Below are 25,488 nucleotides of genomic sequence, written 5' to 3'. Positions count from 1 at the left end.
TTTCTAAATTTATACTTTTACAACTTGAACCTCGTCTTTACCGAGTAAAATCAAATATTTCTCAATATTTTCAATCGAATAGGCTCGTGATAAAGCCTCTCCGTATAGGGCTAACTGACCACGATAGCGGTCTATGAGTTGACTTGGTTCATCGTAGCGGTCTGTCTTGTAGTCGAACAGAACAATTCTGTCCTCGTAAAGCAGATAGCCATCAAGGATACCACGGACAACGAAGTCTTCCTTACTCTTTTGGTCTCGTTTGAGCATGGAGAAAGGTTGCTCGCGATAAAGATGGTCGGTATTAGCGAGAATTTCCTGACCGAGCGCTGTGTCAAAGAATGCAAGAATTTTCGAAAGATTAATCTTGTCTTTGACAGCTGGGCTGGTTTGAACTTGTTTGAGAGTTTCTGTCAGGCTAGCAAGCGTTGGTCGCTGACTGAGGTCCATTCTCTGCATCAGTTCGTGGGTAGCACTACCAATCTCAGCTCCTGTTACCTTTTCTTTAGTTGAAAAATCTGGCAAATCAAAGTTGATTTTCTTGTCTACTGACTGTCCTTGATCAGCAATCTCGACACCTTCCATATCCATAACTGGTTCGTAGAATTTCTTGATTTGACTTGGGGTTTGAACACTAGGCAGTTCAATGGCTGCGCGATGAAGAGTATTGTAAACTTCCACCTCTTTCAGCATTTCAAGGGCTTCTTTGATGGTTTCTGACTGACGGTTATCTGCTTGAGAGCTATCTTGGAGAGGACTTTTGTTTTCCAACTCTCCAATAGCTTCTCTAGTCAGCTGATCTTCACCAACAAAACGATAGCTAAAACTGAGATTATCCTTGGCAAATACTTTACTGATAGTCCAAATCCAATCTTGGAAATTCTTGGCTTGAAGTCTAGTGTTGCTGTTTAGTTTTCCATTTTTAGCTTCTGGGTATTCCTTGGATTCCAGCTTTTCACGCGAACCCTTGCCGACAAGATAGAGCTTTTTCTCAGCCCGCGTCATGGCAACATACAGCAGACGCATCTGCTCTGAATAGCTTGCTAGCTGTAATTCCTCTTCGTTCTGCCTATAGGTCAGACTCGGAATGGAGAGTTTGATGGTTTTAGGATAGTGATTTCCGACTGCTCCTGTCTCCATTTTGGCAATATATTTGACACCAAGCCCATTTTTACGACTGAGAATGACTTCTGACATGCTGTCTTGCTTGTTGAAATCTTGATCCATATTGAGGATAAAGACGTAAGGAAACTCCAGTCCTTTACTCTTGTGGATGGTCATGAGCTCTACTGCATCTTTTGGCGGTGCGACAGCCACGCTTGCAAGATCGTGCTGGGCTTCTAAAACTTGGTCAATCATACGAATAAAACGAGACAATCCCTTGAAATTGCTCTTTTCAAATTGATCAGCACGCAGTGCTAGGGCATAGAGATTGGCCTGTCTAGCAGGCCAATTTGGCAAAGCCCCAACATAATCGTAGTAAAAACGGTCGTTATAAATCTTCCAAATCAGGTCATAGAGGGAGTGGGTTTTGGCATACAAACGCCAAGAAGCCAAGATATCCATGAATTGCTTTAGTTTTTCAGCTAACTCTGTATGAATCAAGCCTTTTTGACTACTTGCCAGTTTTTGTGCATTGACTAGTTTCTCATAGAGATTTTCGTGGACTTTATCCTCTGCTTTCTGAAGGGACAAACGTGCTAACTCGTCCTCATCAAAGCCAAACATAGGAGACTTCATAAGGGCAACCAAGGCATAGTCTTGCAGAGGATTGTGAATGACACGAAGGGTGTCTAGCATGACTTGCACTTCTAGAGATTGTAGGTAATTGTTCTGCTCTCCGTCAGTTTTGACAGGAATCCCGTACTCAGACAGGGCGAGAAGAATCTGGTCATTACGACTGCGGCTGGAGGTCAAAAGGGCAATTTCTTTAAAGGTAACACCTTGTTCCTTATGGAGTTTCAGAATCTCCTTGATGACTAAGCGCATTTCGCCTGTTAGTTTCGTTCCTGCTGGGCTTTCTTCTTCCTCACCTGTATCGTCCTTGTCATAGAGGAGAAATTCTGCCTTGTTGTCTGTATTAGGAGTCAGTTTGGTATTGGCAAAGACAAGCTGGTGCATGTTATCATAGTTGATTTCGCCGACCTCTTGGTCCATGAGACGTTCAAAGACATCATTGGTTGCTGACAGCACTTCTGAACTACTACGGAAATTTTCTTTGAGGAGAATGAGCTTGCCCTCTTTTGGATTTTGCGCATAGCGTTGGAACTTCTCATTGAAAATCTGCGGATCTGCCTGACGGAAACGATAGATAGATTGCTTGATATCTCCCACCATAAAGCGATTGTGACCATTAGACAACAATTCCAGCATCCGTTCTTGAATGTGATTGGTATCCTGATACTCATCGACCATGACTTCGTGGAAGCGATCCTGATAAGCCTCACGGACTTGCGGGAATTTCTCTAAAATCTCAATGGTATAATGGCTAATATCAGTGAATTCAAAGGCATTTTCCTGACGTTTACGCTGACGATAAGATTCTACAAAATCACTCATGAAGGCTTGGAAGGTTTTAGCTAGTTCCCATGTGTCTTTATGATAACGTTCTTGATAGTCGAGAATCGTTATCTGGTCTGCTAGTTGTCCTAGTTTAGCAAACTGGGCCTTTCTCTCTTCGTTGTAGGCATCGGCCAGTGGCTTCAAATCAGACTTACGACTAGCATTAGTCAGGGCCCGGCCGTTTTTCTCTTTCGAAATTGCTACAACACGCGCAAGCACTGCTTGATAAGCCTGATTATCGGACTCTTGATTCAAGGAGCCAATTTCATCCAGAATCAACTGAACATTTTCTAAATAAGCAGCCTTTGCAAACTCCTTGGCATCGTTATCCAGATGATAACGGAAAAAGCTTTCCAAATCCCAAAGGGCTTGCTGGATTTGCTCAGTCAGTTTTTCTTTTTCACTGGTAAAATCAGCCTCTTCAAAACCTTTGAGGAAAGATTCACTCAGCCACTTTTGAGGGTTGCTGGTGGATTGGAGGAAGTCATAAATTTTATAGACTTGCTGGCGCAGACCACGTTCATCTTTTCCACGTCCAGCAAAATTTTTCAGCAAATGACTAAAGGTCTCTTTCTGTTTACCTTGGTAATGGGCTTCAAAGACCTCATGAAAGACTTCGTTTTTTAGAAGAAGTTGCTCGCTTTGGTTTTGTAAAATACGGAAATTAGGCGCAATATCAAGTAGATAACCGTGTTTGCCAAGGAATTTTTGTGTGAAGGAATCCATGGTTCCGATGGCAGCGTTGGGTAGGTCTGCCAACTGGCGACCCAAGTGTTGTTTGAGGTCAACATCGCTACTTTCTTGGATTTGTTGGCTTATTTTTTTCTCCAAACGTTCTTTAAGCTCTGTGGCAGCCTTAACGGTAAAGGTTGAGATAAAGAGTTGAGAAATTTCGACACCACGCGCTAACTGATCCAGAATACGCTCGGCCATGACAAAAGTCTTCCCAGAACCAGCCGATGCTGAGACAAGGATATTTTGACCAGAAGTGTAGATGGCTTCGATTTGTTCGGCAGTTTTTTTCTGTTCCTTACTCGAATGCGCTTCTGCTTCTTGCAGTTTTTGAATTTCCTCCTCAGTTAAAAAGGGAATGGGCTTCATCGATTCAACTCCTCTCTTATTTTTTCAAACCAAGCTTGCTTGAGTTTTTCTCCGACCAGACGTTTACCGTCAGCCAAGTCCAACTTTTGTAGGAAACGGGCTTGACCCAAGTGATAATTGGCTTCAAATCCGGTGATGGCTTGGTGTTGCTGGACGTATGGGGCAATACTTCTGCCATTTTCGGTATAAGGATTAATGGCGAACTGGCCTGCTAAAATCTTCTCAGCTGCTTTCTTGTAAAGATGGGCATTGTAGTCCAGTAGGAGCTGGAATTCCTCATCTGTCAGCTGATTAGCCTTGTTTTTGTTGTAAAATTCACCCAAATGACTGCTTTCTTTTTCTAAAAATAGCCCTTGGTATTTCATAGATTTGCTAGCTTCTACTACTGCACCTGCCAGACTTTTAACGGCCATCAAAGATTGGACAGGCTCAGCCATTTCCAAGTACATAGCGCCGAAAAAGTTCTGCTCCCCTTCTCTCTTTAAGGCAGCTAGATAAGTTGGCAACTGGGAATTGAGCCCATTAAAGAAATGAGGAAATTGGAACTGAGTTAGACTAGACTTGTAGTCTACTACCCCTATCGCTCCATCAGCTTTCAAACGGTCAATTCGGTCAACCTTACCTCGTACAAAGACACTGCGACCATTGTCCAATTGAATAAAGGCTTGCTCTTTTCCACCAAAATTTGCTTCTTCTTTGATGGTTTCGATGGCTGGATTGTGTCGGAGAATATGGCCAGTCGTCCGAGCTACATCAAGTAGGACTTCCTTGGTAAACTGGGCTTCCAAACTTTCTTGATATATAGCTTCAAATTCGCGTTCTTGACTGGTTTCTTGGATAGCTTGTTCTAGACGTTTGTCAAAGGAATCTTCGTCAGGTAACTGCAAGGCACGTTCAAAAATACGGTGCAAGAAATTTCCATGACTGCGAGCATCCGGACGCAAACGTAATTCATCCTGCAAGCCTAACACGTAGCGGAGGAAATAACTGTATTGGTTCCGGTAAAACTCGGTCAAACCGGACGTAGATAAGTAAAATTCCTGTTCAGCTGGATAGAGAGCCTGCAAGGTATCCTTGCTCAACTGCTTACTGCTTGGACTGGTTGGGAGGGCTGGATTCTCCAGACCTTGCTGGTCTAGTTTTTTACCCATGACACGCGCCAGAACCTTAATAAATGTCAAATCTTGCTCAGTATCACTCGTCTCGCCCTGCTGGTGATAGGCAACCAGACTCGACAAAAGACTGTGATATGAACCCATGTCTTCCTTAGACAGCCCTTTGTGATTCATCCTCTTCTCTCTTCGACTAAATCCAAAACTCACCAGCTCTTGAAGATAGGCTGACTCCTTGCTTTCACTTTCATTAAAAAGGCTTGGAGCCGACAAGACCAGCTGCTTACGGGCAGAATTGACTAAGGAAAGCATAGTATAGCGATTTTTCTTGAGGTTTTCACTGCTGGCAATCAGCAATTGCGCCCCATCTTCTGTCGCTTGGTTTAGGCTCTGTCTTTCTTCGTCTGTCAAAAGACTGGTGTTTTGCGCAATTTTTGGTAAATTGTCCTGAGTCAGCCCAATGGCATAGACAAAGTCAGCAGTCAGTGGTGCAATCAAATCGTAACTCTGCACCAGAACAGTGTCCACTGTCGCTGGAATGGTACGGTATTGGGACAAACTCATTCCAGAATGGAGCAAGGCCAAGAAATCCTCCAGACTAACCTGTGAACCAGCAAAAACGGTCGCAAATTGTTCTAAAACATGACAGAATGCCTTCCAAACTTCGGCCTGTCTTTCCTGTTCAAGAGCTTCCATAGTAGCTGTCAAATCTTGCAGTTGCTTGGTAACAGCTCCTTCTTTTAGAAAGCTATTCCATTTTTGTAGGAGATTTTCAGCCTTTTGTTTTCGACTGGCAAAGAGGGTTTCAAGAGGTGTTAAAATACGCAGACGAAGAGCATTTAAACGTTCCAGATTAAATTTTCCATGGTGGGATTTGGTAAAGGTTTGCTGAAAGGCTGGCAAGCAATTGATACCAAGATAGCGGATATATTGTTCAAAAGCATCAATATCAGCTTGTCTAAGGTCGGTATACAAACCTGTTCTGAGAAGGTTAATCAAATCCTCCTGACGAAAACGGTAGCGTTTTAAAGCCAAGATAGACTCGACAAACTGTGTCAAGGGATGATGCGCCATGAATTCGCTTCTACCAAGATAGAAAGGAATCTGATACTGGTCAAAAATGGTTTTCAGCGATAATTGATAAGAAGCTACATCCCCCAATAGAATACGAAAATGCTTGTAACTCAGGTCTGAGTTCTCATGTAATTTCTGACGAATGCTACGGGCTACTAGCTCCAACTCCTCCTTTTGTGTCAAACAAGACCAGATTTGTAAGTTTTCACGGTCTTTCTCATCGACATCCAAAGTGAGCTCTGTAAAGTCATAAGAAGACTCTAGCAAACGAGAGGCCTTGTCAAAACTATCCGTTTTCTCATGAGTCTGAGAACGGTCTTGAGCAGGTGTTTGGTATTTAGCAGCTAAATGATGGAGAAACTCCACACTGGCTTGATAGAGATTGCCTTCAGCGAATGGACTGGTATAGGCTTTCTTACTAGCATAGGCTCCAATGACAATCTCAACACCCTTGCCATGAAGTAGGTCCACAATCCGCTCTTCCTCAGCAGAAAAACGGGTAAATCCATCAATGACCAAGGCGATTTGACTAAAATCACTACTTACTTTGTCATTCTCAATAGCCTCAATCAAATGGGACAACTGGCTTCCCTGAGCTAACAGGCCTTGATTGAGATATGCCGTTACTTTCTCAAAAATCAAGAGTAAATCGGCCCTCTTGTCCTCATCCGTCAAACTCTCCAAATCCAAAAAACTCATTTGAGCAGTCGTCATCTCGTGATAAAGATCAATCAACTGCTGGATAAATTGAGGCTCCTGCTTGATAGCTCCATAAACACGTAAGTCCTTGGGATCAAGTTCGACAAGACATTTATAAAAAGCCATCCCAAGACCGATGTCATCAAGACTGGTCTTTGCAGGCAAATCATTCAAAATCAGGTAACGAGCCATCTGCGCAAAGCGCGTGACAGTAATCTCAAAAGAAGCCTGCTGGGACAAGCATTCCAGCACGGCGCGTTCCTTTTCAAAAGAAAGAGAGTTAGGGGCGATATAGAAGACCCGCTTGCCCACAGCAACTAGCTCTTCCGCCTCCCTGGTTAGAATTTCTGTCAAAGAAGTCCGAATATCAGTATAAAGTAATTTCATCTCTGCCTCGTTGCAATTTTCATTACCTTTTATTATACCATGATTAGCCCGAAGATTCCTCCTCCTCTCCTCCAAAATATGCTATAATAATAACAAAAGATAAAGAAGGAAGTCTTATGATTAAACTACTAGTCTTGGATATGGACGGAACCCTCCTCAATGAAGCCAAGGAAATCCCACAAGCCCACATTACTGCTATTCACCAAGCCATTGAAAAAGGTGTCAAACTGGTTCTCTGTACAGGTCGTCCCCTTTTCGGCGTCCTCCCCTACTACAAAAAACTGGGGCTTGACCTCCAGAATGAGTATGTGATTGTTAACAACGGTTGTTCAACTCACCAGACAAGTGACTGGGGACTAGTTGACTGGCAAGAACTTAGTCCAGCAGACATCGAATACCTCTATGACCTAGCTGAAAAAAGTGATGTTCAGTTGACTCTTTTTGATGAGGAGCATTATTTTGTCCTCGGTGGTAAGCCTAATGAAATTGTTCAAAATGATGCCAAGCTGGTCTTTTCAGACCTGACTGAAATTTCACTAGAGGAAGCTACCAGTGGCAAGTATCGCATGTTCCAAGGGATGTTTTTGGGGACAGAGAGCCAAACGGACGATTTTGAGAAGCGTTTTGCTGGGGAACTCTGTCAACGATTTAGTGGAGTTCGTTCGCAACCAGTCATTTATGAAGCCATGCCACTTGGTACGACAAAGGCTACTGCTCTTTCTCGACTAGCAGATATTTTGAAGATTGATTCCTCAGAAATCATGGCCATGGGCGATGCTAATAACGATATTGAAATGCTCCAGTTTGCAGGACTTGGCATTGCAATGGGAAATGCCAGCGATTATGTCAAATCCCTTGCGGATGCCGTTACAGCAAGCAACGAAGAAGACGGTGTTGCGCGTGCCATTGAGAAATATATTTTATAATTAAGAAGCCCAGTTCGTGTCAACTGGGTTTTGATATTTAAGAATTCCTAAAACTTTAGAAACTCTTTAGAAATCCTTGAGCTTTCTTTGATTTCTATGCTTTATACTAAAGTTAACAAAATAAATCAAAAGGAGAGAATCATGAAAACAGTACTTGACATTCATGGATTGTCCAAAAACTTCGACAAACAAGCTATTCTTCAGGATCTTCATCTAACGATAAGAGAGGGAGATATTTATGGACTTATTGGGAAGAACGGAGCTGGGAAAACCACCTTAATCAAAATTATTACGCAACTGCTGTTTGCGGATAAAGGAACTGTTTCCCTCTTTTCTAGTCAATCGGAAAATGAGTGGACCAAGGCTCTATCTCGAGTAGGTTCAGTGATTGAATCACCCGTAGCTCATAATCACTTAACAGCCTATCAAAATCTGAAATATTACTGTATGATTCGTCATATTCCAAATGCTGATCAAGTCATTCGAGAAACGCTGGACTATGTAGGTTTGCCAGATACAGGTAAGAAAGTCTTTCGTGATTTCTCGCTAGGAATGAAACAAAGACTTGGTATCGCCATTGCCCTCCTATCTAAACCAGACTTCCTAATCTTAGATGAACCTATCAATGGTCTCGACCCAATCGGTATCAAAGAATTTCGTCTGATGATTCAACGGCTCAATCAAGAACAAGGGATAACCATTCTCATCTCTAGCCATATCTTGTCAGAACTCTACCTCGTAGCTAATCGTTTTGGTATTTTAGATCAAGGCAAGATTATCCGTGAAATCAGCAAAGCTGAATTTGAAACACTAAGTGAGGATTATATTGTGCTTAAGACAGCCGACCAAGAGAAAGCTTGTCAAGTATTGAAAGAACAAATCCAGCTCCAGTTCAAGGTTGTCAATCCTGAAAACGAAATCCACATCTTTGGTCAGGAACAAGATGTCAAACAGATTCTCAAGGAATTAACCTTGGCAGATGTTGCCATTGACGAGATTTACTATGCCCGTCAAAACCTAGAAGAATACTTCACTCAATTGGTCCAATAGGAGGAAAATCATGATACATACCATTCAAGCAGACTTTTACCGTCTTTTCCGTTCCAAAGGATTCTGGATTACAGAGTTCATTCTCTTTGTACTCATGTTAATGGGGGCTATTTTTGGAGCTACTGGCCATCTAATGGCAATCCAGACAGAAGAGCCAGACATTCCAACCCATGGTTGGGACGGTGTACAAGCCCTGATCAACGCATCTAGTCAAGGTTCAAACCTCGTTTTTCTCTGCATCATCCTAGCCTGCCTCGTTCTTGGAGTTGATTTAATCGGCAAACTCTATAAAAATAATTTAACAGTGGGTGTCTCTCGTACCGAGTTTTTTCTAGCGAAAGCCTTTGTATTGGCTTGTATTGCACTTTTACAAGTCATCATCAGCCTTGTGATTGCCTTTATTCCAGCAACTATCTTAAATGGATTTGGAACTATGCCTGATGGCTTTATTGGCAATCTACTGGTAACCATTTTCCTTCAATTTCTTTGCCTCCTTGCTTGGCTTTCCATTGTTTCCTTCATCCTCTATGTTAGTCATTCTTATCTTGCGGTATTTATTGGTTATTTGGTCAGCTCTATCTCACTTTCTATGCCAATGATCATTTTTCCAAATATCAAAATTTTGCCATATTTATCATTGCAGTTTTTCTATGCTATGACTGCTAATAGTGAATCCATTTTCTATACACTTATAGTTACCTTAGCTGTTATTGTAATCTTTAATCTAAGTGGACTGGCAGTTTTCAAAAAGAAAAGTTTATAAAAAATGACCTCCTCTAGCCTACAGAGGAGGTTTATTTCGTTAAAAATAAATGAAAACCGACAACCACTGGCCATCTGTGCTTAGTTTCATCTCTGTACCGAGAAGATGACATAATTCCTCAGTGATATAAAGGCCTAAACCAGAGGATTCTTCCGTGTCTGATAGATTTTCAGAATAAAAACGATTGCTAAGATTTTCTATTTTTTTGATGGGCTGTTTAACAAGGTTTGCAATCTCTAAGACAAGCTGTTCCCTTTCCTTTCGCAAAGATAGACGCGCTTCTTCCTTGCCATGTTTGAGGATATTTCCAAGCAGATTTTGTAAAATTCGATCCAGTAAGTCTTCATCAGTCATCATTTTCAGACCAGCTTCAACCTTAAAATCAAGTGTGATATTTGCCGCCTGAAAAACATCATAATAAGCCAAAGTCTTTTTGGTGATAAAAGTTGATAGATCTACTTCTTCCAGTTTCGGTTTGACAGCTCCTTCCATCAAACGACGGTATTCTAGGAGAGCCTCCAAACGTTTGGAAACTAAATCAAGATGCTGGGCTACTTTTTGTAAGGTTTCTCCTTTGTTTTCAGGAGACTTTATCAATTGTTGGGTGTAGCCTGAAGCGATAGTCAGAGGCGTCCGAATATCATGGGCGATATTGCTGATGGCCATATCCAGAGTCTGCTTTTCCCTTTTCATCACCAGTCGAGATTGCTCTACTTCCTGAAATAGATTCTCAATCTGCTGGTAGAGATGTAAAAAATGTTTGGAAAAAATGCTGACTCCGACTCTTTTCATACTACCCGTGAGAATTTTATCTTCAATCTGTTGACTCAAGTTTTTAAGTGCTAGATGATAGCGAATCAATGCAACCGATAAAATAATTAGGAGTACCAGTAGGATAAAGATTATCATGTAGGTCATTGCTTGTCTCCTTTTAATCTTACCCCAACTCCCCAGATGGTTTCAATATATTCTTGATTTGGGTCAAGCTGGTTTAATTTTTTACGAAGATTACTCAAATGCGTATTGAGAGTATTATCTCCAGGTAGGTAGCTATCCTCCCAGACCAATTCATAAAGTTCTTCCTTGGTGAAAATTTTCTTAGGGTGTTTAAGGAGAGTTTGGAGAATCAAGCATTCTTTCTTGGCAAGGCGAATGGTTTCCTGACTTTTTTTGATTTCAAAACTTTCTGCATCAAACTGGATATTTTTCAAGTTTTGTGGCATATTTTCAGTTATTACTATTTCCACAGGCTGTTTTTCTGCACTTTGGCGTAGTTGAACAGTAACTCTGGCAAAGACTTCGTCCAAATCAAAAGGCTTGACTATGTAATCATTTGCACCGTCTAAGAGGTATTGACTGATTAACTTCTTATCGCTCAAAGCCGTTAGCATAATGACTGGAATTTGACTTTGTTCCCTGATGGCTTTTAAAACCTGATCCCCATTTTTCCCAGGAAGCATGATATCTAGTAAAACGAGTTCAATCCCACCTTGGTCAAAACGCATGATTCCTTCAGTTCCTGAAAAGGCTTGAATCACCTCATGCTCCTCAGTAAGAAGTGTTCGCAAAATCTCTTGAATGTCACTATTGTCTTCAATAACCAATATCCTAGCCATAAATACCAACCTTTCTGCAACTATTATAGCATGTTTTATTGATAAAGCTTAAACAGAAAAGCTCCTCACATAAAAGCGCGAGAAAGCCTTAGAGGGTTAAAATATAAAATCCACTTACTAGACAACATAGTATCCTTATAGTTGCAAATAAGAAGTTAATCTAGCAGAATGAATCTCTCATTTCTCTCCTACTAGTCCGTAATACGTCGATACATTTCGGGTCTTCTATCTCGAAACAAGCCCCAGTTTAGGCGCTCGCTTGCTCCCTTGTCTAGGTCATAAGTAGCTAACAGAACAGCTTCTTCTTGTCTTTCAGCTTGCTCTAGAATAGCTCCTGTTTCATCCGTCATAAAGGATGAACCGTAGAAGTCAAGACTGGAACTTTGTCCACCATTTTCCTCACTAGGAGTGATTTCTTCTAAACCATAGCGATTGGCAGCAATAACTGGAACAATATTTGCTGCTGCGTGTCCTTGCATGGTACGTTGCCAGTGACCACAACTATCCGTATCCAAAATTGGCTCTGAACCGATAGCTGTAGGATAAAAGAGCAATTCAGCACCATTTAACGCAAGACATCGGGCCGTTTCAGGGAACCATTGATCCCAACAGATACCGATCCCAATCTTGGCATAGCGAGTATCCCAGACCTTGAAACCTGTGTTGCCAGGCGTGAAATAGAATTTTTCTTGATAATAATGATCATCTGGTATGTGGGTCTTTCGGTAGACGCCCAGCACTTCCCCATCAGCATCAATAACGGCAATAGAGTTATACAAGACATTGCCATCTTTTTCATAGAAACTGATTGGTAAAACGACCTTTAGCTCCTTGGCAATGGTTTTAAAATGTTGAATAGCTGTATTGTCTGTCACCGACTGGGCATGCTGGTAGTAGTCATACTGGCGTTCCTGACAGAAATAGGGACGTTCAAACAACTCGGGTAAGAGAATGATTTGCGCGCCTTGTTCTGCAGCCTGACGTACTAAACGCTCTGCGGTTTGGATATTTGTTGCCACATCCTTGGCACATTGCATCTGAATGGCTGCAACTCTTACATTTCTCATCTTTTTCTCCTATTCTGGGATTTGTTGGGTGATACAGTGGATATTGCCACCACCTAAAAGAATATCTCTGGCTGGAATTCCGACAACTTTACGGTCTGGGAAACACTTACTGAGAATATCTAAGGCTACTTGGTCATTGACATCTTGAAACTGGGGAACAAGGACAGCCTTATTGGCGATATAAAAGTTTACGTAGGAAGCTGCTAGTCGTTCACCTGCGTATCGCTCTTCTTCTCCTTCTTCATAGATGTAGCCTGGCAAATCCTCTTTGGTTACAACTTGATGAAGCGCTGGAATTGGAAGTTTATGAATGGTGAAGTGACGACCTTTTGCATCTGTCTCTTGTTCTAAGAGTTCGAGATCTGCTTTTGACATGGCATACTGAGGATCGTTTTGATCATCTGTCCAAGCCAAAACAATCTCTGCAGGACCAACAAAGGCAGCAACATTATCAATGTGTTCATTTGTCTCGTCTTGATAAATACCGTAAGGCAACCAAATGATTTTTTTGGCACCAAGGCTCTCTAGTAAGACCTTTTCAATCTCTTCTTTATTCAGGTGAGGATTTCGACCAGGACTGAGCAAACAACTTTCAGTCACGAGAATGGTTCCTTGACCATCGCTGTGTATCGCGCCACCTTCCAGAACAAAAGGTTTGGCATCATAGACAGGCATTTCCAAGGCCTCAGCAAAACGACTGGCTACTTGGTCATCATCTTCATAGTCTTGGTAGAGACCATCAACAGCACCACCCCAAGCATTGAAAGACCAGTCTACTGCCAACTTTTCCCTTTTATCATTAAGAAGAATAGTCGGACCTGTATCACGGGCCCAGGCATCATTGGTGGGAATGTCTAGATAAATAACGCTATCTCCAAGGTAGTCTTGGGCTTCAGATAGATAGTCTTGCTCCACCAAAAGATAGACTCTTTCCCCTTCTGCTATGGTTTTGATAATCTGGCTAAAAGCTGCTTTAGCAGCTTTTCCTTGAAAAGGCCATGAACCTGGTCGAGTCGGCCATATCATGAGGGTACCATGATGTGATTCGTACTCTGCTGGCATACGATAGCCTAATTTTTTGGGACTGTCCATCATGATAATCTCCCTTTAAAATCTTGATAGCCGAAGGCTTTGACTAAGCTACAGTCACCCTGATCGTCCATGAGATAGAGACTTGGCAATCCAATACCATTAAAGGTGTTATTTTTAACAAATGAGTAAATAGCCATGTCTTCAAAATAAAGTCTATCACCGATTTGGACTGGATTTTCAAAGCTATAATCACCAATCACATCGCCCGTCAGACAAGTATTGGAAGAAAGTCTATAGGTATGGGCTTTTTCCTGTGCCTCAAAGCCATTTATCAAAGGTGGACGATAGGGCATCTCAAGTACATCAGGCATATGGCAGGTCGCAGAGGCGTCTAAAACCAAGATTTCCATACCGTTTTCGACAATATCCAATACTTCAGTCGCTAGATAACCAGCATTGAGCGCAATGGCTTCACCCGGCTCGATATAGACTTCAAGATTGTAAGTTTCTCGGATACGCTTGATTTCTGAAATCAGCAAATTCACATCGTAACCTTCTCTTGTGATGTGGTGTCCGCCCCCCATATTGAGCCATTTGACCTCATGTAAGTAAGAACCGAACTGCGCTTCTACAGCTTTCAAAGTTGTCTCTAAATCATCCGAGCCTTGCTCGCAAAGAGTATGAAAATGAAGTCCATCAACTAGATCTAGTAAATCACTCGGTATCTTGTCTAGGGTAACTCCAAAACGGGAGCCAGGTGCACAAGGATCATAGAGCGCATGATCTCCTTGAGTTGAACACAGAGGGTTGAGGCGCAAACCAACACTGACACCAGCCTCTCGACAACGAGGCCCGTGTTTACGCAACTGTCTCTCTGAGTTAAAGACGATATGGTCCGTTATCTCCAGCAATTCCTCCAAGTCTGCATCCTTGAAAGCAGGCGCAAATACATGGACTTCTCCTGGAAATTCTTCTCTAGCTAGCTTAGTTTCATAGAGTCCACTGGCTGTCGTACCAGATAGATACTTGCTAATCAAGGGATAGGTTTTGTAGAGGGAGTATGCCTTCTGGGCAAGTAAAACCTTGCAACCAGCTTCTTCTTGAACATATTGTAGAATGCGGCAATTAGCTTCTAACTTGGCCAAGTCAATGACATAGGCTGGCGTTGGTACTTGTTCTAACTTCATTAGTCCACCATTTGCGGATTTTCAACCACAACCCATGGCAAACCATACTCATTCAAAGCTTCCATGAATGGATCTGGATCCAACTCTTCAAGGTTATACACTCCAGCTTGTTTCCAAGTACCGTTCATAACTAATTTTGTCCCAATCATGGCTGGAACACCTGTTGTATATGAAATTGCTTGTGAACCAACCTCTGCGTAACATTCCTGATGGTCGCAAACATTATAGATATAGATGGTCTTTTCAACGCCATCTTTTACACCTGTAAAGATACAGCCGATATTGGTTTTACCTACAGTACGTGGGCCAAGGCTAGCAGGATCTGGAAGTAAGGCTTTTAAGAATTGAATTGGAACGATGTCTTGACCATTGAAATCAATAGTATCCGTACGAAGGAGTCCAACATTTTCAAGACATTTCATGTGCGTCAAGTAAGATTGACCAAAAGTCATAAAGAAACGAATCCGTTTGACACCTGGAATATTTTTGGCCAATGATTCGATTTCTTCGTGGTGAAGGAGATACATGTCTTTTTGTCCAACTTGAGGGAAATCGTACTCGCGCTTGATAGACATAGCTTCCACTTCGACCCATTTTCCATCTTCCCAGTAAGAACCTGGTGCTGAAACCTCACGGAGATTGATTTCTGGGTTAAAGTTAGTTGCAAATGGATAACCGTGGTCACCACCATTACAGTCTAAAATGTCGATATAATGGATTTCATCAAAGTAGTGTTTGAGGGCATAGGCTGAAAAGACACTAGTCACACCTGGGTCAAAACCAGAACCAAGTAGAGCGGTTAAGCCTGCCTCTTTGAATTTCTCCTGATAAGCCCATTGCCATGAGTAGTCAAAGTAGGCAGTAAAACCAAGTTCCTTACAACGTTTCTCATAGATAGCACGCCACTCAGGGTCTTCTGTGTCTTCTACTTCGTAGTTGGCTGTATCAATATAGTGAACACCTGTCGCCAAACAAGCGTCCATAATTGTTAAATCTTGATATGGTAAAGCTACGTTCAAAACAGCTTCTGGCTTATAGCTTTCAATCAGGGCAATCACTTCTTCTACCTTGTCAGCATCAAGAGCAGCTGTCTCAATCTTTGTACTTGTTTTGCCTTCCAGTTTAGCCTTCAAGTCATCACATTTTGATTTGGTACGGCTAGCGATCATAATTTCTGTAAATGTTTCGCTATCTTGACAAATCTTTGAAATAGCAACTTGGGCAACGCCCCCACATCCAATAACTAATAAACGACTCATTTTTTTCCTTCCTCTTCTTCTAAAATGTCTTCTACATACTTGGGTAACATAAAAGCTCCCACGTGTAAGTTTGCAGTGTAGTATTCTGTGAAAAGCTGGCGTTTTTTCCAGCCTTCCTTGTCAAAATCTTTGACAGGGTGGTATTTTTTCGATGCAAATCCAAACAACCAATAGCCAGCTGGGCTGGTTGGTATATGGGCCTGATAAACCCGACTAATTGGAAAGGCTTGATTGACCTTGCGGTGCATGCTTCGGCAAGCCGACTCATCCTCGTCAAAGAAGGGACTACCATGCTGGTAAATCATGATGCCGTCATCTTTAAGAGCTCGATAGCTATTACCGTAAAATTCCTTGGTAAATAACCCTTCCGTATGGCCAAAGGGATCTGTCGCATCGTTGATGATAATATCATAGTCATCTTCACAGTTTCGCAAAAAGCGTAGCCCATTTTGGTAGTAAATGGTAACACGAGGATCGTCTAGCCCTGCGGCAAAATCTGGGAAATACTCACGACAGACCTCAACCAACATCTCATCTGGTTCCACAATATCGATTTGCTCCAGTTCAGGATAGAGTGTTAATACTTGGGCAACACCACCGTCACCACCCCCAATAACCAAGACTTTCTTGGGATTTGGGTGGACAGCCATGGGAACGTGGACGGTCATTTCATTGTAGACAAAATCATCCGCATCTGAGAACAAGACGTGCCCATTTAAAATCAAAATCTTTCCAAAAGCTGGTGTATCCAAGACTTCGATATCCTGCCATTCACTTTTACCAGCGTAGAGTTGCTTGGCTGTTCTCAGGGACAATTTGACATCTGGAGTATGAACTTCAGAAAACCATAAATCCATCTAGTTCTCCTTTCTCTTAATGACGTTGATGTGATTGACCTCAGGATCTTCCGTCCCTTGGAGGGAGCAACCACGTTCCTTGGCAAATTGGATATAGTCTACAATTTCACGTGTAATGCGTTCACCAGGAGCCAAGATAGGAATCCCTGGAGGATAGCACATGACAAATTCTCCACAGACCTGTCCAACAGATTCGTCTAAAGACAAACTTTTTCTCTCTGAATAGAAGGCTTCTTGTGGAGACAGCACTAACTCGGGCTGAATATATTCTCCAGCTATCAAGTCCTTCCCATCTCGTGAATAAAGTCTCTTGATATCAGCCAAAGCACCGACTAAGCGCTCGATGTCTTGGATACGATCACCAATCGAAATATAGGCCAAGATATTGCCAATATCACCAAACTCAATCTGAATGTCGTATTCGTCTCGTAGGAGGTCATAAACCTCGATACCTGTTAAGCCAATACCCTGAGTGTAAACTGACAGCTTGGTCACATCAAAATCACAAACCGAAACACCGTCTATTAACTCTTTTGAGTAGGCATAGTAGTCACCTATGGCATTGATTTCACGACGAGCATACTCGGATAGCTCAATGACCTTCTCAAACGACTCTTTACCACGAAGAGCCAAATTGCGACGCGAAATATCTAAACTAGCCATCAACAAGTAAGAGGCGGATGTTGACTGGGTAAGATTGATAATCTGACGTACGTATTCAGGATTCATCTGCTCCCCGATTAAAAGAAGCGAGCTTTGAGTCAAACTCCCACCAGACTTATGCATGGAAACTGCTGCCATATCAGCACCTGCATCCATAGCAGAAATTGGAAGTTTATCAGTAAAATGTAAGTGTGCTCCGTGGGCCTCATCTACTAAAACCATCATGCCAGCTTCATGAGCCATTTCCGTTAAACCTTTAAGGTCTGAACAGATTCCGTAGTAAGTAGGATTGTTAATCAAAATGGCCTTGGCATCTGGATGGTCCTTTATTGCCTGTGCTACTCGGTCATTTTCAAGACCTAAAGCGATACCAATCTTAGGATTTACACTCATCTCTATATAGATGGGAATAGCACCACATAGAACCAGCGCATTGATAGCAGATTTATGGACATTTCGTGGTAAAATAATCTTATCTCCTGCCTTGCAGGTTGACAGAATCATAGTCTGCACCGATGAGGTTGTTCCACCAATCATGAGAAAGGCATGGGCTGCTCCAAAAGCATCCGCAGCCAGTTTCTCGGCATCTCTAATAATCGAAATGGGGTGACCAAGATTATCCAAGGGTTTCATCGAATTAACATCAATGCCAACGCATTTTTCACCTAACAGTTCGACAAGTTCTGGATTTCCTCGTCCGCGTTTGTGACCTGGTACATCAAAGGGAACAATTCTTTTCTTGCGTAACTTCACCAAGGCCTCATAAATTGGGGCTTGGTTTTGATCTAACTCTTTCAAGACATACTCCTTTCCATATTTTTAGAACCTTATGAAAACTAAGGAACTAAAGGTTGACTCATGAAAAAAGAGCAGGTTTTCACCTGCTCTGCAATCTTCCGACGTTTTTATGTTTGTTTCTGTTGAGTATGTCTGTTCCTGATGTTTCCTAACTCTCTAGTAGCAAATATTACGTACTTTATTGATCGTTTCACAAGATGACGTGTGCTTTCACCACACTAAAATTTATGAATTAGGACAAGTGTCCTAACATCAACTTATAAAAGTAGGCTTTTAACCCTATCAATAATGTGGTTTTTCAACCACGCTTCGGCATTCAACCCTGCCTGTCCGTAGGCGTTTTTTACTCGGGTTTATATTTGCTAGAAAACATCATCTCATTTTCTAAGCTTTATTACTATATCATACTTCCAACATTCTGTAAAGTACTTTTTTAAAAAACATCTACTTTTGTTCGGAAATATAATATTTTATATAGATTTTTATAAACTGTATAATATGAAAGCGGATATAAAAAGAACTAGTCCACTAGTTCTTTTAAATGTATCTTAACGAATCTTGTGCTTATTTAATGGTAACAGAAAAACGATAGCCATTTAATTGTATAAATTTCACCAAAACGAATAAAGCAGTTCGTTTATTAGCATTGGCAAAAACATGCTTTTTTCAAGCAATATAAGTAGCTCATTGAGAATAATCGAGCCACTCATTAATCATACTAGCGATTTCTTTGGGTGCTTCAGTATAAACTTCATGGCTAACGTTCTCTAGAAAAATAGTATCAAAATAGTCTGGCAATTCTTTTAAGGCTTCCTCTCTCCATGTAGCTCCATTGGAATAGCAAGGACTGATAAACAAGGTATCTCCCACTTCTCTTTTAAAAGCTTGTATTTTCCTCCGTAGGCTGAGTATCACTTCTATATTTTCATAATTTATAGATAACTCATATCTATTATACTCAGAACTCCAGTGATAGGACTGTCTTACGGCTTTCTCCATATTTTCTGACCAATGATTTGCTTCGGATTTTTCTTTAGAAATAAGAAGATTTAAGTCCGAAATGACTTGAGATTCAATATAGTTTTTAGTTTCCTCTAACTCTGTATCTAAAGGTAAAATCTTATCTAAATCTAGATAGCCACCATCCAAAAGAATCAGTTTTGTCACTTCATAAAATTCCGATGCAAGATAACGCGCCAAATCTCCTCCAAGAGAATGGCCTATCAGACAAATAGATTCTTCCTCTTCTATCGATTTTTTAAACCATGATTTCAATTCTGTCTCATCTCGAAGATGATCTTCATATGGATTTAGAAAATAAACCTGCGAATCTAGTTCTTGAAGAAAATCCTTGCTATGATAGACATTGCTTCCCAAACCGCCAATAAAATATATTTTCATTCTCTACTTAATACTATGCTTATTCATCTTTTGTTCAAAGATAGTTGTGATAATCTGACGCAATTCTTCGCGTTCTTTTTCTGGAATTTCACCACTTGTTTGAGCTGCAGCGTAGAGTTCAGGGTGTTCAATTGAAATGCGTTTAATCGTGCGTGTCATAGCATGCTTTCTGACAAAAAACGGGATTCGCTTAATCAAGTCTTGTGGTACTAGTGCAAGAATCTTCTCAGCAGTTTCCTTATCACTAATCTTAGACGTCGTAAGCCCCTTATTAATCATTTCCTGTTCTTTTTCTGTAAAATCTTTTAATTCCATTCGATAAATCCTCCTATTTTCTCTATGTTAAATTATATACCAATTGTAGCAAGACGACAAATAGTCTGCTTGTAAAATCTTCTCTATACTACTTTCGTATTTTATTTGCAAGGTTTGTCCATAGTTTCGAGCGGTTTGATTTTGAGAATATAAAAAGCCTTAAAAAGGCTTTCTTTATATACTATTCCTCTTTTGGTTTTGAAAAAACTTCTACACGCTGAGCAAGTACTTTAATCTCAACTGGTAGGTTATCCGATTTATCGCCGTCAACATCAGATTCTAGTTCAATGTCTGATGAAATTTTGATATGACGAGCTTTTATATATTCAATGTTGTCATTTTCTACAACATCACCTTTTAATAAGTCAGGGATGATAGATAATTTTGAAAAGATTGAAGCATCTTTTAGAATCAAAATATTGGCATAACCATCTTTGTTCTCTTCAAAAATCTTTTTATCAGCAAAATAATTAGTCAAAAGAACCAAAACGTGGCTGGCCTCACCACTATAATTTCCATTTTCAGTTTCGACATGAATATTGAAGACCTGATCTGTCATAACAGACTTCACGGTATTAAAAGCATAGGCAAGAACACCAAACTTGGTTTTTTCTTCGATTCCAACATTATGAATTGCTTCAGGAAGTGAACCAACACTAAAGATATAACCAAAATAATTATCATTTGCTTTACCGATATCAATCTTATTGGTTAAATCAAAATCGAGTTCATCAATAGCGCCATCGATGTCTTGATTGATCTCCAAAAGTTTTGTAATGAGGTTACCAGTCCCACCAGGTATAATACCCAACTTAGGAACATAGTCCTTTTCGGCAATACCAGAAATAACTTCATTGACGGTACCGTCTCCCCCAAAAACAAGGACAGCATCATAACCTTCTTCTGAAGCTTCTGAAGCGAAGTTAGTCGCATCTAGTGCTTTTTCGGTGATTTTGGTTTCCACATGCTCAAAATAATCTTTGGCTTTATTCTCCAGCTTATTTTTGTAATCCAAAGCCTTCTCCCCACCAGAGGTAGGGTTGATAATTAACATTACTTTTTTCATTAATTTTCTCCTTAATCTTCGTTAGAAATCTTTATATTTCATCATGGACATCCCATTATATAATAAAAAAGCCGAAAAGCGAAATATGATGTACCGGAGATTGAAACTCTTTTATTTTATATCAACCTTATTATTCCATCGCATAACTACATCCTTTAAGGGTTCATCCAAGTAAGAATAGGCCTTTTCGTTTATCCAATCAGGAATACCATAAGCTGCCTCTGCAATGCTACCAGTTATTGCAGCAAGTGTATCACTATCGCCACCAAGTGAGATGGCATTTCTTATCGCATCTTCGAAGTCCCTACTTTCAAGAAAGGCAATAATGGCTTGAGGGACAGTTTCCTGACATGTTTCGTTAAAACGATAGTTAGGACGGATTTCATCTAAAGTTTGAGATAGATTGTAGCCGTATGTCTTCTCTATATAATCCTTAATTCGTCTTTTACATTCTGTGTGATTGTCATTAATTGGTTGCTCGTATTCTCTACAATAACCACCAAAGTAAAAACGACACAGAAAGATAGCATCAACTGTAGCCATAGCGCCTTTTATACCTTCGGGATGATTATGGGTTACCTCTGCAGAAAGACTCGCAAGTCTTCTAGATGATGGCCACGTAGCAGCTCTCGCATAAAAACCACAGTCCATGACCCAAGCACATGGAGAAACACGCATAGCTGATCCATTCCCAAAGCTATTATAAGGCTCACGGTTATCGCTGTTTAGCCATGCATTAAACCGAGCACCGTAATCAGCATTCGGATACATTCTGCCATATTTCTTCATCGCGTCAATGAAGTCGACTTTTTGTCCCCCATTCATAATCGCTTCAGCAACGGCACAGGTCATAACCGTGTCATCTGTAAAAAAGCAGTCTTTCCGAAATAAAGGAAAGTCCTTCGTTTTGAGATTGTTCCATTCGTAAACAGAACCGACAACATCTCCAATAATTGCTCCTAGCATAAGATTCCTCCTTATTCATTTTGGGACTTTCTATTTGGGCTAACTAACATATTTTTTTAGAAAATAATGTCCTGTTGGATTTTAAAAACATCATCTTTTTCAAAATAGGGTTTTACCATTTCTTTCCATCTAGCTTTATGAAAATTGACTGAGTTTAAAGGAGAGAGTCCATAATTTCCCAATGCATAACCATCATTTACTTCAACAACAAGTGTTCTGCCATCGCGAGTAACACCGATATCTAGCCCATAAGCGACTGGAGCATCTTTCCAACATGATATGGCTTCATCAATTACACTTGCATCAAAATGTGCATGATAATCACCTGTATAGGGGCGAACATCTAATACTTGACTATCTAACACAAAACAGCGCCATTCAGCTATGAATTCTACAACCTCACTAATCCATATAGGATAATCGAAAGGTAGACCAATACCTATTAAATCATGTGTTCCATTAACAACTCTTCCAGTAAAGACTTTTGAACCAGCTTTAGGCTTAATAAATTTTCCCCAATTATCAGGTATATTCACAATCTCTCCTAAAATACCTGCATAAATCTTTCGACCATAAAACTCTTTAAGCTCAATAGGATAGTCATAAACCGGAACGTTTAAGCCCATCATTTTTAGTAATGCTCTAGTCTCCGTTATATAATCTACAACTATATCATCACTTGTTAACTGTTTTATTTCTGAAAAAGATTGATATAAAATAACTTCTTCTCCTTGTAAGTAAGCACCTACTTGAGCATTATACTTATTAATTGAAACTTCACTTGGTAGTTTGCTTTGTCTAATATAAACAACCATTTCATCACTCCTATATCACTAGTGTTACACCTGTTTGTAAAAAAATAATAGCATTTTTGCTGTTATTTTTTTGAGTAAATAGCTCCCATAATATCATCGAAATAATCAACGGTATTTAGGAGCAATTCTATAACTTGGGATTTTGTTAAACGCATTCCTCTTCTATCTCTAGCATCTTCTACTAAATCTTCAAGTTTCTCTAGATTTTTATCATCCAAGCTAATCATTATTCTATTTTTATCAGTTGCCATTTACTTCACCTCTAGTTAATTCTATCACAGGTGTAACACTTGTGTCAACTGGATTTTATAATGCATTAGTTTAAAAGTGGAGAGGATTTTTAACACAGTAACTTTAAATCTTTGGTATTAAAAAATTTTCACAGTATTTATATAAATAAAATCTATCTCAAATAAGTTATCAAATCTAGTATAAATTATGAGAGGCTACTCTAATACTTTCCCTCTAAACAAGAAAAAGGCTTACACTCAATGATTTTCTTACCCCCTTCGTTACAACGTTTTGACGCTTTTACTAGCAAAGGTACATACTCACAAGGAACTTTGATTGACTATTGAATCTCTCCCACTTCTTCTTTAACATATCCTTCTACATCTTCAATCTCTACAAACATTGGGTCTAAGTGACACAAGAAATGCCAATCTTCGCTCCCTTTTTTTCTGTAAAAAATCGCTTCACCGTCTTCACTTCCGAAAAAGCTTCTGTCTACTTCATATCCACTGCATTCTAGAAAGTCTTTTGCCTGCCGATAGTTCGCTTCTCTTGCTTCCACATAGGTTTTAACTTCATCGTTGTTAACAACATAGGCATCGATTTTGGAATAGCCTTCAATTACTTTTTCGTTTGGTTCGGATAAATTTGAAATCTCTTTCCAAATAATGTCTACATTTCCCTCAGGATCGAACATAAATTTAGACAAAGGTACAATGTTTCCGTTATAGATAATTTCCAGATAGTCTGGTAGATTTGTAGGATTAAAAAACTCTACTTCAAATCCATCTTCTGTTTCTAAAGTATATCCAGGGATTTGAGCTACAAAAGTTTTCCCCTCTTTTATTGAATCAAACGCGACTATATCTTTAGAATAATCATTTTGGTACAATTCCAATATAACCATCGATAATCTTTCTATTTTCATCATTAGGCTAATGTAAATAAGCACGTCACCTGATCAGTTCAGGCTTTCTGTATCATCTCATCATATTCCCTCCTCATTCTCCGAGTCCTATCCCATGGGCTGAACATCTACTTTTTCTTCGCTGATGCTTCAACTCGTACAAGCAGTGATACCGCCTCAACGGATGCGTCTGTGGGACTCAAAAGGTTCACTGAACCTTTTGAGAATTAACTGCGTTTCACTAACAAACTCACACACTCAACATGATGAGTTTGAGGAAAAAGATCAACCGGCTGTACTTTCTTCAATTCATATCCCAATTCTTGGTAGAGTTTGATATCACGCGCCATGGTTGCGACATTACAGGAGATATAGGCGATGCGATCTGCTCCTGTTTGGCTACTTGCCTTGATAAAGCTTTCGGTTAAGCCCTTGCGTGGAGGATCAACCAAAATAACGGTTGGTTGAATTCCATCTTTGAGCCAATTTTTCATAGCATTTTCAGCTGTGTCACAGACATAGTGGGCGTTTGAAATATTGTTCAGCTGAGCATTCTTCTGGCTATTCTCTACTGCTTCTGGAATCACTTCAACACCGTAGACTTCCTTGACGTGTTTTGCAACAGAGAGGCCAATCGTTCCTATACCGGAATAGGCATCAATGACCACATCATCTTCTCTTAACTCCGCAAAGTCAATGGCTGTTTGATAAAGTTTTTCAGCCATTTCAGTATTGACTTGGTAAAAAGCAGGTCCAGCGATTTGGTAGTCATTTCCCAACATCTGGTCAGTGATAAAGTCTTGTCCATAAATGGTGCGCCATTCCTTACCAAAAATAGCATTAGTGTTCTGGTCATTGATATTTTGCATGACAGACACAATCTCTGGGAACTGCTTGATGAGTTGTTCAATCAATTGCTCCACACGAAAAACTTTGGGACGAGTTGTTACCAAAATAACCATGATTTGCCTTGAATAGTGGCCACGACGCACCACAAGATTCCGAATCAAGCCAGATTGTTCCTTTTCATCATAAGGTTTCAAATCATAACGACGGAGCAAGTCGCGTAGGGCTACTACTACCTCATCAATCACGGAATTTTGGATAAAGAAATCTTCTAGAGGCATGAGGTCATGGGAATTCTTACGGAAAAATCCTGTTTCCAAGATACCATTAACACGACGAACAGGCACCTGTGCCTTGTTGCGGTACTTGACTGGATTTTGCATACCAAGCGTTTCAGTAACCTCTATATCAGCAATTCTAGCAATCTTGTATAGACTGTCCTTGACTTGCTTAGTTTTAAACTTGAGCTGTTCTGGATAAGCAAGGTGACCTAAATCAGCTATTCCTGAACGCAGGTAAGCCAAATCTAGATCTTGATTACGGTGTGGTGATTGGACAAGGTATTCCTCAACCTTCCCAAAACCAATCTTTTTATTGACCTTGAGGACACGCATAAGGATTTTTTCACTCGGTAAAGCATTCTCGACAAAAAAGACCAAACCATCCACCTTGGCAACTCCTGCCCCTTCATGGGTCAAGTCAACAATTTCAACTTCTACAATATCATTTTTCTTTAACATTCTCTTCTCTTTCTATTGGCCGACAAAAAAGACGGCAACGTTACGGTTACC

21 protein-coding genes and 1 pseudogene are annotated in these 25,488 nt (G+C 40.4%); 3 read left to right on the top strand and 19 right to left on the bottom strand.

The features are described from left to right. Window positions 1–9: 9 nt before the first annotated feature. Both addA and rexB read right to left on the bottom strand, forming a co-directional pair. Window positions 10–3,660 (bottom strand): helicase-exonuclease AddAB subunit AddA, encoded by a 3,651-nt coding sequence (gene addA / locus JJN14_RS04895; protein ID WP_201059102.1) that lies wholly within the window; start codon window positions 3,658–3,660, stop codon window positions 10–12. Further along, window positions 3,657–6,932, bottom strand: a complete 3,276-nt coding sequence (rexB, locus tag JJN14_RS04890) for an ATP-dependent nuclease subunit B (protein ID WP_201059101.1) — start codon at window positions 6,930–6,932, stop codon at window positions 3,657–3,659. Before rexB ends, addA begins: the two co-directional genes overlap by 4 nt. Window positions 6,933–7,048: 116 nt before the next feature. On the opposite strand from rexB, the gene JJN14_RS04885 reads away from it, so the two are divergent. The 3 genes from JJN14_RS04885 (at window position 7,049) to JJN14_RS04875 (ending at window position 9,671) form a co-directional block, all read left to right on the top strand. Next, window positions 7,049–7,858 (top strand): Cof-type HAD-IIB family hydrolase, encoded by an 810-nt coding sequence (locus tag JJN14_RS04885; RefSeq protein WP_201059100.1) that lies wholly within the window; start codon window positions 7,049–7,051, stop codon window positions 7,856–7,858. Window positions 7,859–7,999: 141 nt separating this feature from the next. Further along, complete coding sequence (locus tag JJN14_RS04880) at window positions 8,000–8,908, top strand: ATP-binding cassette domain-containing protein (protein WP_201059099.1); 909 nt, start codon at window positions 8,000–8,002, stop codon at window positions 8,906–8,908. A 10-nt stretch (window positions 8,909–8,918) separates the two neighbouring features. Beyond that, window positions 8,919–9,671 (top strand): ABC transporter permease, encoded by a 753-nt coding sequence (locus JJN14_RS04875; RefSeq protein WP_201059098.1) that lies wholly within the window; start codon window positions 8,919–8,921, stop codon window positions 9,669–9,671. Between the two features lie 39 nt (window positions 9,672–9,710). On the opposite strand, the gene JJN14_RS04870 is transcribed toward JJN14_RS04875, so the two are convergent. The 17 genes and pseudogenes from JJN14_RS04870 to rlmD form a co-directional block, all read right to left on the bottom strand. Then, window positions 9,711–10,589, bottom strand: a complete 879-nt coding sequence (locus JJN14_RS04870; RefSeq protein WP_201059097.1) for a sensor histidine kinase — start codon at window positions 10,587–10,589, stop codon at window positions 9,711–9,713. Next, window positions 10,586–11,287 (bottom strand): response regulator transcription factor, encoded by a 702-nt coding sequence (locus JJN14_RS04865; protein WP_201059096.1) that lies wholly within the window; start codon window positions 11,285–11,287, stop codon window positions 10,586–10,588. The genes JJN14_RS04870 and JJN14_RS04865 overlap by 4 nt, the downstream gene beginning before the upstream one ends. 191 nt (window positions 11,288–11,478) lie before the next feature. After that, window positions 11,479–12,354 carry an N-carbamoylputrescine amidase gene (gene aguB, locus JJN14_RS04860; protein ID WP_201059095.1) on the bottom strand — a complete coding sequence of 292 codons (876 nt, stop codon included), beginning with the start codon at window positions 12,352–12,354 and terminating at the stop codon, window positions 11,479–11,481. Between the two features lie 9 nt (window positions 12,355–12,363). Further along, complete coding sequence (aguA, locus tag JJN14_RS04855) at window positions 12,364–13,449, bottom strand: agmatine deiminase (RefSeq protein ID WP_201059094.1); 1,086 nt, start codon at window positions 13,447–13,449, stop codon at window positions 12,364–12,366. Next, window positions 13,446–14,573, bottom strand: coding sequence for a carboxynorspermidine decarboxylase (gene nspC, locus JJN14_RS04850; protein ID WP_201059093.1), 1,128 nt, complete (start codon window positions 14,571–14,573; stop codon window positions 13,446–13,448). The genes aguA and nspC overlap by 4 nt, the downstream gene beginning before the upstream one ends. Then, the gene (locus JJN14_RS04845) at window positions 14,573–15,832 is read right to left on the bottom strand and encodes a saccharopine dehydrogenase family protein (RefSeq protein ID WP_201059092.1); all 1,260 of its coding nucleotides are present in this window, start codon (window positions 15,830–15,832) and stop codon (window positions 14,573–14,575) included. The genes nspC and JJN14_RS04845 overlap by 1 nt, the downstream gene beginning before the upstream one ends. After that, window positions 15,829–16,689: a polyamine aminopropyltransferase gene (speE, locus tag JJN14_RS04840; protein ID WP_201059091.1), complete on the bottom strand. Its 861-nt coding sequence runs from the start codon at window positions 16,687–16,689 to the stop codon at window positions 15,829–15,831. The genes JJN14_RS04845 and speE overlap by 4 nt, the downstream gene beginning before the upstream one ends. Then, window positions 16,690–18,150, bottom strand: a complete 1,461-nt coding sequence (locus JJN14_RS04835) for an aminotransferase class I/II-fold pyridoxal phosphate-dependent enzyme (RefSeq protein WP_201059090.1) — start codon at window positions 18,148–18,150, stop codon at window positions 16,690–16,692. 567 nt (window positions 18,151–18,717) lie between these two features. Further along, window positions 18,718–18,816, bottom strand: a pseudogene (locus JJN14_RS04830) (type II toxin-antitoxin system death-on-curing family toxin); the annotation flags it as partial. A gap of 18 nt (window positions 18,817–18,834) precedes the next feature. After that, entirely contained in the window at window positions 18,835–19,551 is a 717-nt protein-coding gene (locus JJN14_RS04825) for an alpha/beta hydrolase (RefSeq protein WP_201059089.1), read from the bottom strand. 3 nt (window positions 19,552–19,554) lie between these two features. Then, complete coding sequence (locus JJN14_RS04820) at window positions 19,555–19,866, bottom strand: hypothetical protein (RefSeq protein ID WP_201059088.1); 312 nt, start codon at window positions 19,864–19,866, stop codon at window positions 19,555–19,557. A gap of 181 nt (window positions 19,867–20,047) precedes the next feature. Next, window positions 20,048–20,932: a diacylglycerol/lipid kinase family protein gene (locus JJN14_RS04815; protein WP_201059087.1), complete on the bottom strand. Its 885-nt coding sequence runs from the start codon at window positions 20,930–20,932 to the stop codon at window positions 20,048–20,050. A gap of 111 nt (window positions 20,933–21,043) precedes the next feature. Then, a complete protein-coding gene (locus JJN14_RS04810) occupies window positions 21,044–21,898 on the bottom strand; it encodes an ADP-ribosylglycohydrolase family protein (RefSeq protein WP_201059086.1) in 855 nt (284 codons plus the stop codon). Window positions 21,899–21,954: 56 nt separating this feature from the next. Continuing rightward, window positions 21,955–22,713 carry an ATP-grasp domain-containing protein gene (locus JJN14_RS04805; protein WP_201059085.1) on the bottom strand — a complete coding sequence of 253 codons (759 nt, stop codon included), beginning with the start codon at window positions 22,711–22,713 and terminating at the stop codon, window positions 21,955–21,957. A 62-nt stretch (window positions 22,714–22,775) separates the two neighbouring features. Beyond that, on the bottom strand, window positions 22,776–22,964 hold the full coding sequence (locus JJN14_RS04800) for a CopG family transcriptional regulator (protein ID WP_201059084.1): 189 nt from the start codon (window positions 22,962–22,964) through the stop codon (window positions 22,776–22,778). A 320-nt stretch (window positions 22,965–23,284) separates the two neighbouring features. Continuing rightward, on the bottom strand, window positions 23,285–23,851 hold the full coding sequence (locus JJN14_RS04795) for a hypothetical protein (RefSeq protein WP_201059083.1): 567 nt from the start codon (window positions 23,849–23,851) through the stop codon (window positions 23,285–23,287). Window positions 23,852–24,078: 227 nt separating this feature from the next. Then, window positions 24,079–25,437 carry a 23S rRNA (uracil(1939)-C(5))-methyltransferase RlmD gene (rlmD, locus tag JJN14_RS04790; protein WP_201059082.1) on the bottom strand — a complete coding sequence of 453 codons (1,359 nt, stop codon included), beginning with the start codon at window positions 25,435–25,437 and terminating at the stop codon, window positions 24,079–24,081. Between the last annotated feature and the right edge of the window lie 51 nt (window positions 25,438–25,488).

The organism is Streptococcus mitis (assembly GCF_016658865.1).
GTDB classification, from domain to species: Bacteria; Bacillota; Bacilli; order Lactobacillales; family Streptococcaceae; genus Streptococcus; species Streptococcus mitis_BT.
This window is presented reverse-complemented; position numbering and strand designations above follow the sequence as displayed.